The 15,412-nt window shown below is 55.6% G+C and carries 13 protein-coding genes; 2 read left to right on the top strand and 11 right to left on the bottom strand.

What is annotated here, in order from left to right; all coding sequences use genetic code 11:
- Nucleotides 1-62: 62 nt before the first annotated feature.
- The 5 genes from ACTJI9_RS16920 to ACTJI9_RS16900 all read right to left on the bottom strand — a co-directional run bounded on the left by ACTJI9_RS16920 (nucleotide 63) and on the right by ACTJI9_RS16900 (nucleotide 5,444).
- Nucleotides 63-977 carry an SMP-30/gluconolactonase/LRE family protein gene (locus ACTJI9_RS16920; protein ID WP_440809527.1) on the bottom strand — a complete coding sequence of 305 codons (915 nt, stop codon included), beginning with the start codon at nucleotides 975-977 and terminating at the stop codon, nucleotides 63-65.
- Between the two features lie 16 nt (nucleotides 978-993).
- Nucleotides 994-1,944 (bottom strand): ABC transporter permease, encoded by a 951-nt coding sequence (locus ACTJI9_RS16915; protein ID WP_440809524.1) that lies wholly within the window; start codon nucleotides 1,942-1,944, stop codon nucleotides 994-996.
- A complete protein-coding gene (locus tag ACTJI9_RS16910; protein WP_115054914.1) occupies nucleotides 1,941-2,888 on the bottom strand; it encodes an ABC transporter permease in 948 nt (315 codons plus the stop codon). Before ACTJI9_RS16910 ends, ACTJI9_RS16915 begins: the two co-directional genes overlap by 4 nt.
- Nucleotides 2,885-4,348, bottom strand: a complete 1,464-nt coding sequence (locus ACTJI9_RS16905; RefSeq protein WP_440809522.1) for a sugar ABC transporter ATP-binding protein — start codon at nucleotides 4,346-4,348, stop codon at nucleotides 2,885-2,887. The genes ACTJI9_RS16910 and ACTJI9_RS16905 overlap by 4 nt, the downstream gene beginning before the upstream one ends.
- Before the next feature lie 79 nt (nucleotides 4,349-4,427).
- Entirely contained in the window at nucleotides 4,428-5,444 is a 1,017-nt protein-coding gene (locus ACTJI9_RS16900) for a substrate-binding domain-containing protein (RefSeq protein ID WP_115054912.1), read from the bottom strand.
- Nucleotides 5,445-5,727: 283 nt separating this feature from the next.
- Here ACTJI9_RS16900 and ACTJI9_RS16895 point away from each other — a divergent pair, with 283 nt between their 5' ends.
- A complete protein-coding gene (locus tag ACTJI9_RS16895) occupies nucleotides 5,728-6,957 on the top strand; it encodes a GAF domain-containing sensor histidine kinase (protein ID WP_440809518.1) in 1,230 nt (409 codons plus the stop codon).
- A 10-nt stretch (nucleotides 6,958-6,967) separates the two neighbouring features.
- Nucleotides 6,968-7,687 carry a response regulator transcription factor gene (locus tag ACTJI9_RS16890; RefSeq protein WP_440809514.1) on the top strand — a complete coding sequence of 240 codons (720 nt, stop codon included), beginning with the start codon at nucleotides 6,968-6,970 and terminating at the stop codon, nucleotides 7,685-7,687.
- A 27-nt stretch (nucleotides 7,688-7,714) separates the two neighbouring features.
- On the opposite strand, the gene ACTJI9_RS16885 is transcribed toward ACTJI9_RS16890, so the two are convergent.
- The 6 genes from ACTJI9_RS16885 to ACTJI9_RS16860 form a co-directional block, all read right to left on the bottom strand.
- On the bottom strand, nucleotides 7,715-8,182 hold the full coding sequence (locus ACTJI9_RS16885) for a DUF4189 domain-containing protein (RefSeq protein WP_440809511.1): 468 nt from the start codon (nucleotides 8,180-8,182) through the stop codon (nucleotides 7,715-7,717).
- Complete coding sequence (locus ACTJI9_RS16880) at nucleotides 8,179-8,865, bottom strand: hypothetical protein (protein ID WP_440809509.1); 687 nt, start codon at nucleotides 8,863-8,865, stop codon at nucleotides 8,179-8,181. The genes ACTJI9_RS16885 and ACTJI9_RS16880 overlap by 4 nt, the downstream gene beginning before the upstream one ends.
- A 13-nt stretch (nucleotides 8,866-8,878) precedes the next feature.
- On the bottom strand, nucleotides 8,879-9,451 hold the full coding sequence (locus ACTJI9_RS16875) for an invasion associated locus B family protein (protein ID WP_440809823.1): 573 nt from the start codon (nucleotides 9,449-9,451) through the stop codon (nucleotides 8,879-8,881).
- Between the two features lie 7 nt (nucleotides 9,452-9,458).
- Nucleotides 9,459-13,910, bottom strand: coding sequence for a YadA-like family protein (locus tag ACTJI9_RS16870; RefSeq protein ID WP_440809506.1), 4,452 nt, complete (start codon nucleotides 13,908-13,910; stop codon nucleotides 9,459-9,461).
- A gap of 101 nt (nucleotides 13,911-14,011) precedes the next feature.
- On the bottom strand, nucleotides 14,012-14,425 hold the full coding sequence (locus ACTJI9_RS16865) for a hypothetical protein (RefSeq protein WP_336441399.1): 414 nt from the start codon (nucleotides 14,423-14,425) through the stop codon (nucleotides 14,012-14,014).
- A gap of 232 nt (nucleotides 14,426-14,657) precedes the next feature.
- Nucleotides 14,658-15,410: a helix-turn-helix domain-containing protein gene (locus tag ACTJI9_RS16860; protein ID WP_440809503.1), complete on the bottom strand. Its 753-nt coding sequence runs from the start codon at nucleotides 15,408-15,410 to the stop codon at nucleotides 14,658-14,660.
- Nucleotides 15,411-15,412: the final 2 nt, after the last annotated feature.

Below are 15,412 nucleotides of genomic sequence, written 5' to 3'. Positions count from 1 at the left end.
CTGATTTGGAGTAACGAAATCCGGCACAGAGCTCCGTTTGAATATCTTCAATTTCAATCGTGCTATGGCTGTTGCGCGCCCGTCGTTGTCACATAGATTGAGTAGAGCGACTGCGTTGCAGTTATAAACAAACGATTACGCCTCGTCCCGCCGAAAGTGAGGTTTGAAACTGTCTGTGGGACCTTTATTTTGCCGAGCAGCGTCCCGTCACTACTAAAGCAGTGAACACCATCAGCAGCGCTTGACCAAAGATTCCCATTCAAATCAACGCGGATGCCATCGGGAATGCCGTTATCGATATGAGCAAAGACGCGACCGTTGCTCAAGGTCTTCCCGTCCACAACATCGAAGACGCGGATATGCCTTGGGGCGCCATCTGTATGGCTTGCACCGGAATCCGCCACATAGAGCAAGCTTTCGTCGGGCGAAAAAACAAGACCGTTAGGTTGGAGGAAATCTGTCACCACGGCAGATAGGTCACCACTCGCAGGATCGAGCCGATAAACATTGCGTGACGATTGTTCGGGTTCAGATTTGTAACCCTCATAATCTGAGAGTATTCCGTAAGTCGGATCGCTGAACCATATAGAGCCATTCGAATGAACAACGACATCATTGGGAGAATTAAGGCACTTGCCGAGATAGCGGTCGGCCAAAACGGTAATTGTTCCGTTCACTTCCGTGCGCGTGACACGGCGCGTGCCGTGCTCGCACGATATGAGGCGGCCTTCCCGGTCCCGTGTATTGCCATTGGTAAAATTGGACGGTGACCGGAAAACCGAAACGCCACCCTCAGGAATCCACCGCAACATTTGTTGGTTCGGGATGTCGCTCCATAAAAGGCTGTTGCTATCATTGAACCAGACTGGCCCTTCAGCCCAACGGCAAGATGAGTACAGTTCCTCAAGCACCGCACTACCTACAATAAGGCTGGTAAAGCGTTGATCATGAACTTCATAAAGCGCTGTATTGATCATTCCAGGTACACCAGTTTTAACGTTGTTCAGAGTTATGGCCACCGGCAAGAACGATAATGCCGATGATGATAATACCGGTCATGATCAGGCGAATGCCGGCGTCAAACCCGTAGGTGTTGAGCATCGAAACAACGAGAAACATGAAAAGTGAAGCACCCCATATGCCCGGAACGTTGGAGTTTCCGCCAGCAACTGCTGTTCCACCAATAACGACGACGGCGATGGACATCAGCAGATATTCCGACCCCATATTGAGCGCGGCTCCACCCGAAAAATTTGCTAGCAGGAAGCCACATACCGAGGCCAGGACCGCGCATAGAACATAGGTAACAATGCGCACGCCGTCGACCGGGATCCCGGTCATGCGGGCCGCCAGTATATTCTGTCCGATGGCAGAAACCCACCGGCCGTAAATCAACTTCTGCAAAAGCCAATAGGCAACGATGGAAAGACCGAGCGCAATCCAGGCAACGTTAGGAACACCCAGCGTCATGGATGTGGTAAAATCAGCAAGAATCGCTGGTGGTTTGATCCGCAGTCCGCGATTGGTCCAGATTGCCGTCGACTGCACAATAAAACTCATCGACAGCGTAGCAATGATCGGTGGAATACGCAGTAATTTGATCAGACCATAATTACCCACGCCAACAGCGACACCGATTGCAACGGCGACGAGCAAACCCGGCACCACCATGGAATCCGCGCCGCCCATGAGCTTTAATGCAATCGTACCTGAAAGTGTCATCGTTGCCGGGACGCTGAGATCAATATTGCCTGGTCCGAGCGTGATGACAAACATCTGGCCGATGCCGACGATAATTGAAAATGCCGCAAAGGTAAGCGCGGCTTGCGAGAGCCCATATGCGCTTGCTCCACCAGTGAACATGATAGTGACAAACCAGACGATTGCCGCTGCGACGAAGGACCATATCCATGGCTTTTCCAGCAAGAGCTTAATCGAAATCATGCGGATTTTCCTCGCCGTTCAAGCCGATTGAACAACAATCGAAGGGCCAGAACAATAATCAGGATCATGCCTTGCGCGCCAATCTGCCAGTCCGGCGATATTCTGAGAAAAGACAGGAATGAACCGGCCAGAGTTAATGTCAGCGCGCCAATAACGGCCCCGATTGGAGAGACCCTGCCACCGACGAACTCGCCGCCGCCCAAAATAACGCCAGCGATTGAGAGCAATGTATATCGTAGGGCAATATTGGCGTCGGCTGAGGTTGTAAGACCCACGAGCGCCGAGCCGGCAAGAATGGCAAAGAAGGCTGCAAGCGCATAGATAATGGCGCGAGCGCGTACAATGGACCAACCTGCCCTTTCAACGGAACGAAAATTGCCGCCCACCCCGCGCAAGACCACACCGAGTGAGGAGCGCATAATGAGAAAATGGGCGCAAACAGCAACGAGAATACTGGCGATAATTGCCAAGGGCACCAAAGGCGGTTTGGAAACCATCAATGCCCGCAACCAAACCGGTGACTGTCCACCAGGCGCAGGCAGAATTAGAACTGCTAACCCACCCCAAACAAAGCTCATGCCAAGCGTAACCACGATAGAAGGAAGGTTTCTCACATGAATGAGAACACCAAGAGCGGCATAAGCAAGAATCGCTGCGGCCAGGATGGCAATACCGAGAAAAGGGTTTGTATTGAGAAACGTAGCCACAACGCACGCCACGAAACTGACAAAGGCGCCCATGGAAAGATCGAGGTCGTTGACTGTCATGATAAGCATCTGAGCAATCGTGGCTAGCGCGATCGGCACAGCAAGATTGAACAATAGATTTAATCCATTGTAACTCATTGCACGTGGCTGCAGGTAAAAGATGACAAGTAGAAGAAGGGTAAGCGACAGCGCGGGAATCAGCAGTCTAATGGCGTCGCGTGTGAACCAATTTGTCATGCTGCCGCGCTCCTGAATGACGCAGCAAGAATATTCTTCTCCGTTACCCGATCTCCGGTCAATTCTGCAACAATCACACCACTGTTGAACACGTAAACACGGTCACACAGACAGATTTCATCCATCTCAGTGGAATACCATATGAAGGTACGTCCCTTGTCCGCTTCCGATCGCAAGATTGAATAGACTTCCTGCTTGGTCCCGATATCGACACCGCGAGTCGGATCATCCATCAACACCGCGTCCGCCCGTGTCGCAAGAGCACGGGCAAACAGCACCTTTTGCTGGTTACCTCCCGATAGCGACAGGATGCCGTTTTCCACATTTTTGGTGCGTATTTCGATCTTGGATTTCCAATTTTCGACGAGCTTAGCTTCGTCCTGCCGTCGGATGAAACCCTTTGTTGAAAGGTCTGACAGATGACCGATCGACATATTCTTGATGATGCTCCATAAAGGAAATACACCGTTGAGGCGGCGGTCCCCAGCGATAAAAGCGACCTTTGGTGCTCGCTCACGCACCCAATTGCCGCTCTGCTTGAGGTAAATATCGATTAGAGTTTCGGTCTGGCCGTGGCCGCCAAGGCCCGCCAATCCGATGATTTCGCCCCTATGCGCCTTGAGTGGCAATCCTTTGCCTGCGCGCCTTGCCGCTGAAAGGACAGGTTCGCCGGTGTTGATGTCTCGAATGGACCTTGCGGACGGTCCTTTTACCACGCTGCCCATGGATTCGACCAAACTATGTTCCGTGCATCCTTCTGACGGTCTGGCTGCAACCACCTTGCCATCCTTCATAACGACGATCCGGTCGCAGGTTGAAAGTATTTCGCCAAGGATATGCGATATGAAAATGACCGAACCACCGGTTTTGACAAATGCGCGCACGAATGCCAACAATTGCGCGGCAAGCCCTGCGTCAAGAGATGACGTGGGTTCATCCAGTATAATAAGCCTTACCTTTTGAATCACTTCGGAAAAAGCCGTAGCGATTTCCACCATCTGTCTTTCCGCAATGGTCAAATCGCCAACAAGCGCCCCAACGGGAATGCGGTGGCCAGGGAAAATCTCATCAAGCTTTGCGCGAACGACAGCACTTGCTTTTTTCCGCCAGCCCCAACCTGCGAGGCTCCTATGCATGATGCGGGTATTTTCGGTAACGGTTAAGTTGGGGCAAAGCGACAGTTCCTGAAAGACGCAACGTACCCCATGATCTCGGGCCACCTTGACATTATATTTTTCAATAAACTTACCGCCAAGCGCAACGCGTCCTTCATGCGGCGTGAGACCGCCATTAATGACATTGACGATGGTGGATTTTCCCGCGCCGTTATGGCCGATCAGCCCAACGCATTCACCGGGCTGAATTGCAAGCGTTACACCATCAAGGGCTTTGACTGCACCAAAGCTTACTCTGGCATCCCTCACTTCTATCACAGCGTCTTGCGGTCTAGTATTCGTCACGCGGCAAAATCCTCAATACTGCGAAAGGCTCGGCCTGATATAAAAATCAGGCAGAGCTGGTTTTATCGTATGACGAAATCTATTTGGTTGACGCAATTACCTTTTGCGCGTCCTCAAGCGAATACTCCACATTGGCGACACCGCCCTCTTGGGTCGTTTTCAAGCTGGCTTCCAGATCGTCTTGATCTATTTGGAGGAACGGTACGGTCAATTCCTTCTTGACTTCTTTACCATCGAGTATCTGCTGCGCGACCCAGAATGCCAATGTCGACACACCGGGCGCAATCGACACCGACATGGTTTCATAATTGCCAGCATCCTTTTGTTTTTTCCACCAGACAAGCTCATCCTGGCGATTGCCCATGACAATCACAGGCGTAGGGCGTTTAGCGGCCTCGAATGCCTGCGCCGCTCCATAACCGTCGCCACCTTGTGTGACAACACCGACGATCTCAGGCAGGCTTGGAAGAATACCGGCAACAGCACGCTGGGCTACATCCTGCGCCCAGTCTCCATGCACCGATCCAACGATTTTGAATTGCGGGAATTGTTTGACACCCTCGTGAATCCCGGCTGAAATTTCATCATCGACAGAAACCCCGGCGAGACCACGAATTTCCAGGAGATTGCCGCCATTGGGTATTTTACTGGCAAGGTACTCGACCTGCTTGCGACCCATTTCCTTGAAGTCTACCGCAATGCGCCAGGCGCACGGCTCCGTTACGATACCATCAAAGGAAACCACCGTGATGCCAGCATCACATGCCTCCTTGACGGCACCATTTAGTGCCGTGGGCGATGCTGCATTGATGACGATGGCATCGTAGCCCTGCAAGATCATGTTTTGAATTTGTGCTGCTTGCTCCGTCGCCTGATTTTCGGCAGTCGTGAATGGATCAGCTGCAGCAACAACACCGCTTTTGGCCGCGTCACCAGCAACTTTCGCCCAGCTCGTCAGCATGGCCTGCCGCCAGGAATTGCCGGCATAATTGTTTGACAAGGCAATTTTCTTGGCCGAGGTATCTGCAATTGCCAGATTTGGCACTGCAGTACATACGAGCGCTATCGTCGCCAAAAGAACATTGGTAGTTTTCATTTCTCTCTCCCCAGATTAAGCTAGTTCTTCGAACAGATCCCGATCAGCGTTTCTTCTGATCGAAACTCCTCCTGTCGAATTCTTCTCCCTTTGATCCTGCAAGATGAGTTACGTTGTCGGGCTTGTATAGGCGTTTTACGGCAGGCATTTTGCGGGATATGCCGAAAAAGATGCGGGATCACGCAAGACGAGTTCATATGACTTGGCGCTTTATGTAAGTGAATATGGTGTTCACTATAGCCGGTGGGCCACGGAGGAATACATTTTCGGGAGGGAATGCAGAATGTTGAAGATGGCACCAGCGGCACTGCTTGATCACTATATCGGAATTTCGCGGTTGCTGGCGGGTCAGCTGGAGTTTCATTCCGCGATTCGCGCGGTGGCAGTAGAGATCGCTCATATCATCCCGCACGATCATCTTGATGTCTGCATTATTATGCATGGAGGAAAATACCACACAGCCTATGAGACCGGACTGGAAACGGCATGGGGAACTCATCCGCCTGCACTTGTCTCCCAAAGCCCTATCCGCGCCCTCTTGTGGGGTGAGGTGCCCTTTATGCTGACCGACGACGCACTGACGGATGCACGATTTAATTTCAAGGGCGCATTCATTCAACCCGCCTTCGAACAGGGGTTGCGAAGTCGCATCCACCTCCCTCTCAAAGTTGAAGGGGATATTATCGGAGCGTTGAGCTGTTCTTCCCATCAAAAACACTTCTATACAATGGAAGACGTCGACAATGCGCGATCCATCGCCGATCTTTTATCTGCCTATTTCTTTGCGTTGCGTGCTGCCGATCAAGCGCAAAAATCAGCGATCGTGGAGGCTGAAGCAAGGGTCCGGGAAGAGGCACTGCGTCTCGGCGCTCTGAACCTTACGGAGGCATTGGAGCGCGAGCGCCAACGCATTGGCATGGACTTGCATGATCAGACATTGGCCGATCTCACCCGCTTGGCGCGCTGGTTGGAGCGTCTGGCTAGCGAACAGGTCGTGTCCGGTGACGAACTTGAATCGGTTGCGCGAAGTTTGCAGCACAGCATGCAGGATCTGCGGCAAATTATAGAAGAGGCAAAACCCTCGGTTCTTCAGCTTTTTGGTTTCAGCCAAGCTATAGAAAATCATCTGGACCGCTCCATCCGTGACAGTGGCTCCGGGCTTCGGCAGCAACTGGTCGACGAGACGAATGGTGTTATCGATCAGCTGGATCAGACCGTTTCTATCGCTCTCTTCCGCATCACCCAGGAAGCGATCAACAATGTTATTCGCCATGCTCGTGCGAATAACATTGTCGTACGCTTGCTGGAACAGGTCGACGGCGTCTCAATAGAAGTCGTGGATGACGGCTGCGGTCTAAAAACGCGCCGTCGCGCGGGCGGTGGTATCAACAACATGAAGACAAGAGCCCGGCTGATTTCTGCAAAGTTCTCGATCGGACCCAACCAGGACAATGCGGGAACGCGAGTCGTCGTTCATCTGCCAACCGCCGGTGTACCTGATCGCGAATTTTAAGGAGAATTTGATGCAAATACTAATCGTTGAGGATGACTCACTCCATCGATCTTATCTGCGAGATGCGGTCAATGCTGCCCTTCCGGAATGCAAAGCCATCTTTGAGGCTGACAACGGCATGATCGGCGAGAGAATGGCACGCGACCATAAGTCAGCTCATATTGTCATGGATCTTCAAATGCAGACGAGAAACGGCATCGAAGCAGCCCGCACTATTTGGAAAGAGCGGCCCGACACGCGGATTCTTTTCTGGTCCAATTATTCAGATGAAGCCTATGTGCGCGGTGTTGCTCGCATAGTTCCGGACGGCGCTGCCTTTGGCTATGTGCTCAAATCTGCATCGGAGGAACGCCTGAAGCTGGCACTTCGCAGCATTTTTATCGAGGCCCAATGTGTCATTGATCGCGAGGTGCGCGGAATGCAGCAAAAAAGCCTTGGTCAGGCTAAAGGCGTAAATGATATCGAGTACGAAATTCTCATTGATGTCGCCTTAGGACTAACTGACCGGGCAATAGCCGCTCGTCGCAATATTTCACTGCGTAGCGTGCAAAACCGGCTTCAGCAACTTTACGAGAAGCTTGGGGTTTATCAATTATCCGGAGACGGCCGTGATGGGCGATTCAATCTGCGCGCGCGCGCAGTTGCCGTTGCCCTTATGCGCAAGCTGATCAATTACAATGGACTGGAGCGTTCGGAGGTTGAATTGAACGAATGGCTCGATGCTGATTGACCGGTAATACCGAACGATGACCCCGGCTCATGTACAAACCCATTCGCGAATTTTGCATTTAGCGCCATCGGCTTCGCAAATACGCATTGCGGCATCCACGGCTTCATCGCGGGTTACAGCGGATTTCGCGCCCCAGACCCTGGTGGTCTTCTTCTCCTTGGCGACCGCGAGCGCGCCGCAATGATTGTAGGGAAAGCCGGTATGGTCGTCATCGTCCCAATGGCGATGGTTGCGGAAAACCTCGACGACAACGCAATCTTTGCCGCCATCGTTCTCGCAATGTTCGAGCGCAATGTCCGAAGCCTCTTGGCGCTTGTCCGCGCCCCAGAAGAAGCCATGGACCCCATCGGCCTCGGAATAGGCGATCGCCGCCCAAATGCCGCGCTCCTCGACATCCGGAAACGGCACCTCGGGCACGATCAGGTCCGCCGCGGCCAGATGGGCCGTCGACAGCAGCAGCGATCCAATGACGCCGATGGCAAAACGAAATCTCATTGCTTGCCTCCATTTGTTCCGGCCGCAGAGGCGACGGAAATTACAACGCAGCTATTTCCGCTGGGCAGCAGCATCGCATTGCCGCCATTGTTCGGCAGCTCATAGACACTGACCTGAGCGAGATTGTTGGTGAGCTTGCTGCCCTGCGGCAGCCGGGCCGGCATGTCCGCGCATGGCACGGGGAAAGGCGCTACCCGCACCATCGAGCCTTCGCAATCGGAACCGGTCGGCGCCGCGACGACGACACCCGCCGCGATGCCGGTATATCCTTCGGTGGCGTAGTTCATGCCGACAAGCGCCTGGACTGCATGATGGTCCGGGGTCTCGTTGTTCCAGATCGACTGGACGCCATATTGTGATCCGCCTGTCAGCAGCGCTCCAAGGCCGGGAAAGACATTCGAGCAGGCAAGCAGGCCCGCCTGTTTGGCATGTTGTCGGAACGGTGACTCCACAGTATTGGCGCCTGGCTGCGGCGTATCGGCGACGGCAGGGGGTGAAAGGACGATGTCTAAAATGCCGTAGCGCGTCGCACCATAGCCCGCGGCTCCGAGCGCCGCGATGCCGAGCAGCGAAAGCGTAACCTTCTTCCACCAGTTGTGCGATGGTACAGCGGCGATGGTGGCCGGCGCTTCGGCATTTGTGTTTCGCGACATTATCCTGTCATGGATCGATTGCTGGGTCATTCCTGGTACCTTTTCAATTGATCGCCTCGACGGCTGCGGAAAGGCCGCTTAAGGGCGCAACCAAACTGATTGTTTTGCCTGTTCTGGTCGCATAGGAAATCGTCGGGGAAGACTTCTTCGATATCTGGTCGCGCATGATCGGGCCAACCGGCAGCATGCCGACGCAGACGGCCTGGTTGCAGCCGTCGAGCCGTATCTTGACCGGTTCCTTGCGGCCCTCAAAGGCCAGCGCCAATGGCGCATCCGCATCCGCGATCGGCGCAGTGCGCACGATCATGTATGGGCTGCCTTCCTTCGTTGCGGCGAGCGACCAGCTGAAGGCGACCTGCCCCAGCTGGTTTTCGATGGTCTGTGTGACGTTGCAGACCCTCTGGCGAGCCTTGACCTTCTCGTCGCAGATCAATGTCCAGTTTTCGAAGGGCCGTATGGTCCGCTGATAGTCGCCCAGCTTGACATCGGCTGGCGGCACCACGTCTGAAGGCTTGATCCGGAAGCCTGCCTGAGCCTCCTGCCCTGCCGCAACCGGACAGGACAGGCTGGAGAGCGCCAGCGAAACGAGGAGCCAGAATGAGCTACGTCGCAGCATCATTGCCTCAGTTCAACGTGAAACTGAGACCGGCTCCCACACCCCAATGGCCGCCGGCCGTGGTGCCTGAGAGATTTGCACGTACCCGGCCGTTTTCGCTTGTGTACCCTGTGCCAAAGGCGAGAGCACCGGCATCGCGCCAGTAACCGCCGCCCACCGCCACACTGACCTTTCCGGGCCTATCATCATAACGCAATGAAGCAGCGGCGAGACCGATGGCTGCGGCTTGGCGAGCTTCGTCGCGGATCGAGTCGAACTCCTGATTGAGCTGCCCGAATTTCTGATCCGTGTAGCTATTGGCCTCATTCAAAGTTGTTGTTGCGACGCTATCTGTATAGTCGTTCGATGTCTTAATGGCGTAGGTCACATTTTCCTTCAGCTGCGAGACATTGACGGCATCATTGTCGGCAACGCCTTTTCCAACATTGGAAATGACAACCGGTGCATTAACATCACCTCCTTGGAGGGTGATATTATTTGTTTTTTTGCCGTCTTTGATATCGTAAAAGACGGCATTGTTGTTGATACTACCAATTCCGCCTTCCAAATCCTCAATCGCGGAGTTGGTAGCATGCAATTGCGATCCATTGATCGCATCTGTACTGTCCGCAGCAATGCGTCCCGCTGCTACGTTTGTGATTGTCCGTTCCGCTCCGTCAGCGCCGACACTGACGGTCCCCACAGGCGTCGTTCCAGCAAAATCATACTGTTTGCCGCGAATGGTGGTGCCGGCGGTTCCGACAGCCGTCTCCGTGACAGATCCAGAGCCGAGGGCGACATCATTGGCATTGTTCGCCTGAGCGCCTTCGCCGAGCGCCACGGAGCCCACGCCGGTTGCTGCCGCGCCATGGCCGGCCGCAAGGCTGTCGGTGCCGGTAGCGATGCTTTCCGGACCAATCGCCACGCTGTCCGTACCCGTTGCCGATGAATCGGCCAGTGTGGAATTGGCGTGGAAATATTTGATGCCGCCGCCATTGTTGATCTGGTTGTTGAGATTGGTGATGCTTGCATCGACGGCGGTGAACCCATCATAGACGGTCGTATAGCTGCCGCCCTGGATATTATAGGTCGGGCCAGTGATCGTGCCGTCGGGATTGACGACGGCACCGCCACCGAGATTGTTGGTGATCTGCGTGCCCAGACCGCGCAGTTGGCTGACATTGACCGCATCCGTTTCGGCGGAACCGGCCGCGAGATTGGTCAGTTTGCGTTCCGTGCCCACCCCGCCGATGGAGACTTCGCCGAAGGAAGTCTGCGGAGCCGCAAGCGCAAAAGCCGTATAGCCGGTCTGCGCTCCGACAGTCGTCACCGACTGCGCGCCGAGGGCGACGCTGTTGATGTGATTGCTGTCGGCACCGGCTCCGAGGGCAACCGACTGGATACCGGCTGCCGTGGCCTGGGTGCCGAGCGCAATGCCGTCGGCGAGGAGCACATGCGCGCCCTGGCCGATGGCCGTTCCACCCGGTGCCGTTTGATCGACGATCGCGCCATTGCCGATGCCGACGCCATTATCGCCATTGACGACGGTGGTCGGGCCGACGGCGATCGATTCCGCACCGACGGCGAGAGAGTCGCCGGCGACCGAATTGGCGTGGAAATATTTGGACGGCGTTGCAGCAACCGAAGCGATGGCGCCTTGGAGCTGGCGTATTGTCACGGCGTCCTGCGAGTCCGTACCATCAGCGACATTGGTGATCTGGCGGTAGGATGTGGCCGTGCCGACCGAAACCGCGCCGAGCAGCGACTTGTCGGTAGTGTTGTATTCGATGAAGTTCGTCGGACCCGCCGCGATCTGGCCCGTTGCAGGCGCCAGCACACGGTCCGAGACCGACCCGGAGCCGAGGGCCACACCGCCGAGGATGGTGGACTGGCTCTCCCGTCCAAGTGCCAGCGAACTTTCGGCAATCGCCGTGGCATTGTAGCCGACGGCGGTCGAACCAACCCCCTGGGCCGACGAGTCGCTCACCGCCAGCGTCCGGTCATTGGTGCGGACATAGCGGATGCCGTCGCCATTGGCGTCGGTATAGGCAGTGGAGGTATCGCCCGCGATATTGTTGATCGTATCGCCGATGTCGCCGATGGAGTCGCCGAGATTGGCGATGTCGGTCGTATTGGTCGTTACCTGCTGGTTGGTCGCGAAGAGCTGCGAACCGTTGACGGCATCCGTGGAGGCGCCGGAGAGCTGGCCCGCCGCGACGTTCTGCACCTGGCGTTCGGCGCCCGCGGAACCGACGGAGAGCGCACCGGCCGGCGCGCCTCCGGCAAATGCATAGTTCACGCCGCCGATGGTGGTGCCGCCAACTGCCGTCGTCACGCCGCTTACCGAATTGAGGCCTATCGCCACGTCACCGGCATTATTAGCCACTGCATTTGGACCTATCGCGACGGAATCCGTGCCGATTGCCTGCGAGTCGGGCAGCGTCGAATTGGCATGGAAATATTTGATGCCGCCGCCGTTGTTGATGTTGGTGATCGTCGTGGCAACACTTTCGACTGCCTGGTTAGTCGCAAATAGCTGCGAGCCGTTGATGCCGTCGGTGGAAGCAGCACTAATGCGACCGGCAGCCACATTGGTGAGTGTGCGCTCTGCGCCAGCAGCGCCGATGCTTACGGTGGAGGAAGGAGTTGCAGTTCCGGCAAAGTTATATGTGGTGCCTGCGATCACGGTACTGGCGGTCCCCACCGCCACGTCGGTGACTGAGCCCGATCCCAATGCAACATCGTCTGCATTGTTAGCGACGGCTGTATCACCAAGTGCGACAGCACCAGCCGCGCCTGCACGGCTCGTATTACCCAGTGCGACCGAACCCTGGCCAATCGCCACGTTACTGTTGCCGATTGCTACCGCGCCATTGGCCATATTGGCTGCTGTAGCGCTTGCCGTGCCATCCGCATTAGCGATGTTGTTTGCGCCGCCGGTGAAGGCGCCGGTGCCGCTGGCATAGCTCGGATCGCCGATTGATACAGCGCCGTTGCCATAAGCGACATTGTCCGCGCCGATAGCCACCGACTTGCCCCCGCCTGCATTGGCCCTGGTGCCGATTGCGACGGCATCTTCAGAGCTTGCTATTGCAGTATTGCCCATGGCGATCGCGCTGGCTGCCGTCGCCTGGCTTGCACGTCCCATCGCGATTGCGTCATTCTGCGATGCGGTCACGTCCGTGCCGATGCCGATGGCACTCGCCCCGCTGGCGCCTGTTCCAACAGTGCGCGCGCCGAGATAGACAGAGTTTAATCCTGATGCGGATGCGGCGATGCCGAGCGCCACGGCATTCTGGCCATTGGCAACCGCGCTGACGCCGAGAGCAGCGCTATTGATTCCGCTGGCGGCTGCGCCCAGTCCCAGCGCGATCGAATTCAAGGCAGTCGCTGTGGCATTGTTGCCGAGCGCCGTGGTGGAGGTGGCGGTAGCCTGCGCTCCCGAACCCGCCGCAAGAGCGCCGACACCACTTGCGAGGGCCTGATTGCCGAGCGCTGTGCCGAAATCGGCCGTTGCATTTGCGGCAGTGCCGATTGCGGTACCGGCGGTGCCGGATGAAACGGCATTGGTGCCGATCGCAATGCTGTTGGGCAGAGCCGTGTTGGCCTGAACGCCTGCGATTGCACCAAGGCCGAGCGCGATGGACTGATTACCCCAAGCGCTGGCGTTCCGCCCCATTGCTGTGGCACTTGTACCCGTCGCCCGGCTTTGGCGACCAATCGCAGTGGCATCGACCTGAGATGCCAATACGTCCGTGCCTATGGCAATGGCGCTCTCCTGAAGGGCGCCCCCTCCTGCAACAGTTCGGTTGCCGAGATTGACGGCGTTGATTGCGGTGGCGGTCGCCTGGAAACCAATGGCGATGGCGTTCTGATTGCTTGCGACAGCGGAATTGCCTTGGGCAATGGCATCCAGTCCGGAAGCGGTTGCCCCAAACCCAAGCGCGGTGGCGCGCAGTCCGGTTGCCCTGCTGACATAACCAACCGCCGTTGAGTTCACGCCGTCCGCCCGGGCGTTGAGGCCCAAGGCGGCTGCACCGGCGCGCGCAACGGAGTTGACGCCGATGGAGGTTGCTCCATCCGCTGTGGCCTGGGCGTTGCCGCCGATGGCGAGAGCGTTGACGCCGTTCGCGCCCGCGAAGACACCTATGCCGATCGAATTGAGGCCATTGACAGTCATCGAATAGCCGATAGCAATTGTCGCGTCACCAGTTGCGGAATTCGCGGTGCCGAGCGCCACGCTGTTATTGCCATTCGCTGTGGCAGTGTTACCGATGGCGACAGCGTTGCCGCCTGTCGCCGAACCGCCGCCAGCTTGGTACTGCGCATGGGCAGCTCCGGAAAAGCCAAGTGCGATGATCATCGTCAGCGCGCCGAGCGCCGTGGTCGAATGCAGATTGCCGCCTACGCCCAACGTCCCAAGGCCTAAACCCTTGCGCTGAACACCAAGAACGCGATGCGCCAGGCGAAGTATTGCCATTAACCGGCGACGATGCGACCGATCCCCGGATCTGACCCAGTTTTGGTCTTCAGCTTGTATGAGATGAGACATAGGCTTAATAGAACGATTCATGCATTCAATCATGGCTTTTCCTCGCTGTTGACCAGGCGTTCCGGGGGACTGGAATTCGCATTTTCGCCTGCAGTTTCCTCAGTGTTGTGCGCGCGATCCAGCAACGCACTTCCTATTGTTGCGCCTTTGCTCTCGATGAGTTGCCGGGCACTTTCGACCCATGGCTGTGAAGCCTGTGGTACAGCATGAAGCGCAGCCTCGGTGCGCTCCGGCGGAAGCTTGATCGAAATCAGCGACTGGCAGATTTGATAATGGGAAGCAGGTTCGGTCTCACCAAACCGCGGTGTGGTGAGACCCAGCACAAAACATGCAAAGAGATGATCAAGCTCTGCTGCGCTCATGCGGCCCGCATACTGCTTATCAATCACAGACCAAACCGCTTCGATTTTGGGAGCAAAAACTTCGATGTCAGGAGACTGCATCTGACTCATCTTTGGCAAAGCCAATTGGAATCATGATTGCAGAAACCTGTCATACGCCCCCCCATCGCAAAGCGAAATTCCGCGCGGTCCATTATGGCCGCCAAGAGCTATTGACAGGTCAATTTTCGAACAAAGTCATTACACAGAAAAGCCGCAATTGCAGAATCGTGCGCAAATAAGCCTTTCGAATGAGATATTTATAACTAGTTCGATGTATCTGGGAACAAGTATCTCACCCGGTGATCCCGGCATTACCGGCGGCCCGAATCTGGCCGGGCGTGAGATTTTTAAGCCGTTTCATGGTATTCGTGAGATGACTCTGGCTTGAAAATCCTGATCGATGTGCAATTTCAAAGATTGGAAGATTGGTTTGCGTCAGCAACGTTTCCGCTTCCTCAAGACGAACCTTTGTAAGATATTGATGTGGAGGCATACCGAGAGTGAGCGTAAAAGCACGAATGAAGTGACTGGGTGAAGACTGAACAACCCTGGCCATCGAAAGTATCGTAAGATTTTCTGCCATATTTTGATGAATATATTCGCGAATGCGCTTCACATGATGTCCGGCCAGCCGCGCCTGCGTCATTGGCTTTGTAATTTTATGTGCAGAGTAAGTTCGGATGATATGAACGGCCAGCACCGTCATTAAAGCGTCTAGATACACCGGATTGACGGCGGTGCTGGATAATTCCTTTGCCATCGCAGTGCCAATGCGAAGTGCTCTAAGATCAACGTGACCAAATTTGGGAGGGCGGAGATCCCAACTATTGCCGTCAAGTTCGGTGGCTGCCAAGGCTGCATAGGCAGCCCGTCCAAATGCCACTGCGACATTCTTTTTTGTGCCTGACCAGCGGAGGGTTCGGTCAATCTCCGCAGGATTAATGACAACAGCCCCCGCAGGCGCATTAAATTGATATATCCTGTCGCTTGCAAACGCAGCTTCCATGCCAGGCGACGGTGAAAGCATAATACTGGCAAAATCCACGT

This window comes from Phyllobacterium sp. 22552 (assembly GCF_052044585.1).
In the GTDB taxonomy this organism is placed as follows: domain Bacteria; phylum Pseudomonadota; class Alphaproteobacteria; order Rhizobiales; family Rhizobiaceae; genus Phyllobacterium; species Phyllobacterium ifriqiyense.
Note: the sequence above shows the minus strand (reverse complement) of the source record. Positions and strands in the feature narration are given on the sequence as shown.

Excerpts from the sequence above, each read along its gene's own strand:
- ACTJI9_RS16865 (WP_336441399.1), bottom strand. The coding sequence starts at position 14,425 with ATGCAGTCTCCTGACATCGAAGTTTTTGCTCCCAAAATCGAAGCGGTT.
- ACTJI9_RS16895 (WP_440809518.1), top strand. The coding sequence starts at position 5,728 with ATGTTGAAGATGGCACCAGCGGCACTGCTTGATCACTATATCGGAATT.
- ACTJI9_RS16920 (WP_440809527.1), bottom strand. The coding sequence starts at position 977 with ATGATCAATACAGCGCTTTATGAAGTTCATGATCAACGCTTTACCAGC.
- ACTJI9_RS16915 (WP_440809524.1), bottom strand. The coding sequence starts at position 1,944 with ATGATTTCGATTAAGCTCTTGCTGGAAAAGCCATGGATATGGTCCTTC.
- ACTJI9_RS16875 (WP_440809823.1), bottom strand. The coding sequence starts at position 9,451 with ATGCTGCGACGTAGCTCATTCTGGCTCCTCGTTTCGCTGGCGCTCTCC.
- ACTJI9_RS16870 (WP_440809506.1), bottom strand. The coding sequence starts at position 13,910 with ATGGCAATACTTCGCCTGGCGCATCGCGTTCTTGGTGTTCAGCGCAAG.
- ACTJI9_RS16885 (WP_440809511.1), bottom strand. The coding sequence starts at position 8,182 with ATGAGATTTCGTTTTGCCATCGGCGTCATTGGATCGCTGCTGCTGTCG.
- ACTJI9_RS16900 (WP_115054912.1), bottom strand. The coding sequence starts at position 5,444 with ATGAAAACTACCAATGTTCTTTTGGCGACGATAGCGCTCGTATGTACT.
- ACTJI9_RS16880 (WP_440809509.1), bottom strand. The coding sequence starts at position 8,865 with ATGACCCAGCAATCGATCCATGACAGGATAATGTCGCGAAACACAAAT.
- ACTJI9_RS16890 (WP_440809514.1), top strand. The coding sequence starts at position 6,968 with ATGCAAATACTAATCGTTGAGGATGACTCACTCCATCGATCTTATCTG.
- ACTJI9_RS16910 (WP_115054914.1), bottom strand. The coding sequence starts at position 2,888 with ATGACAAATTGGTTCACACGCGACGCCATTAGACTGCTGATTCCCGCG.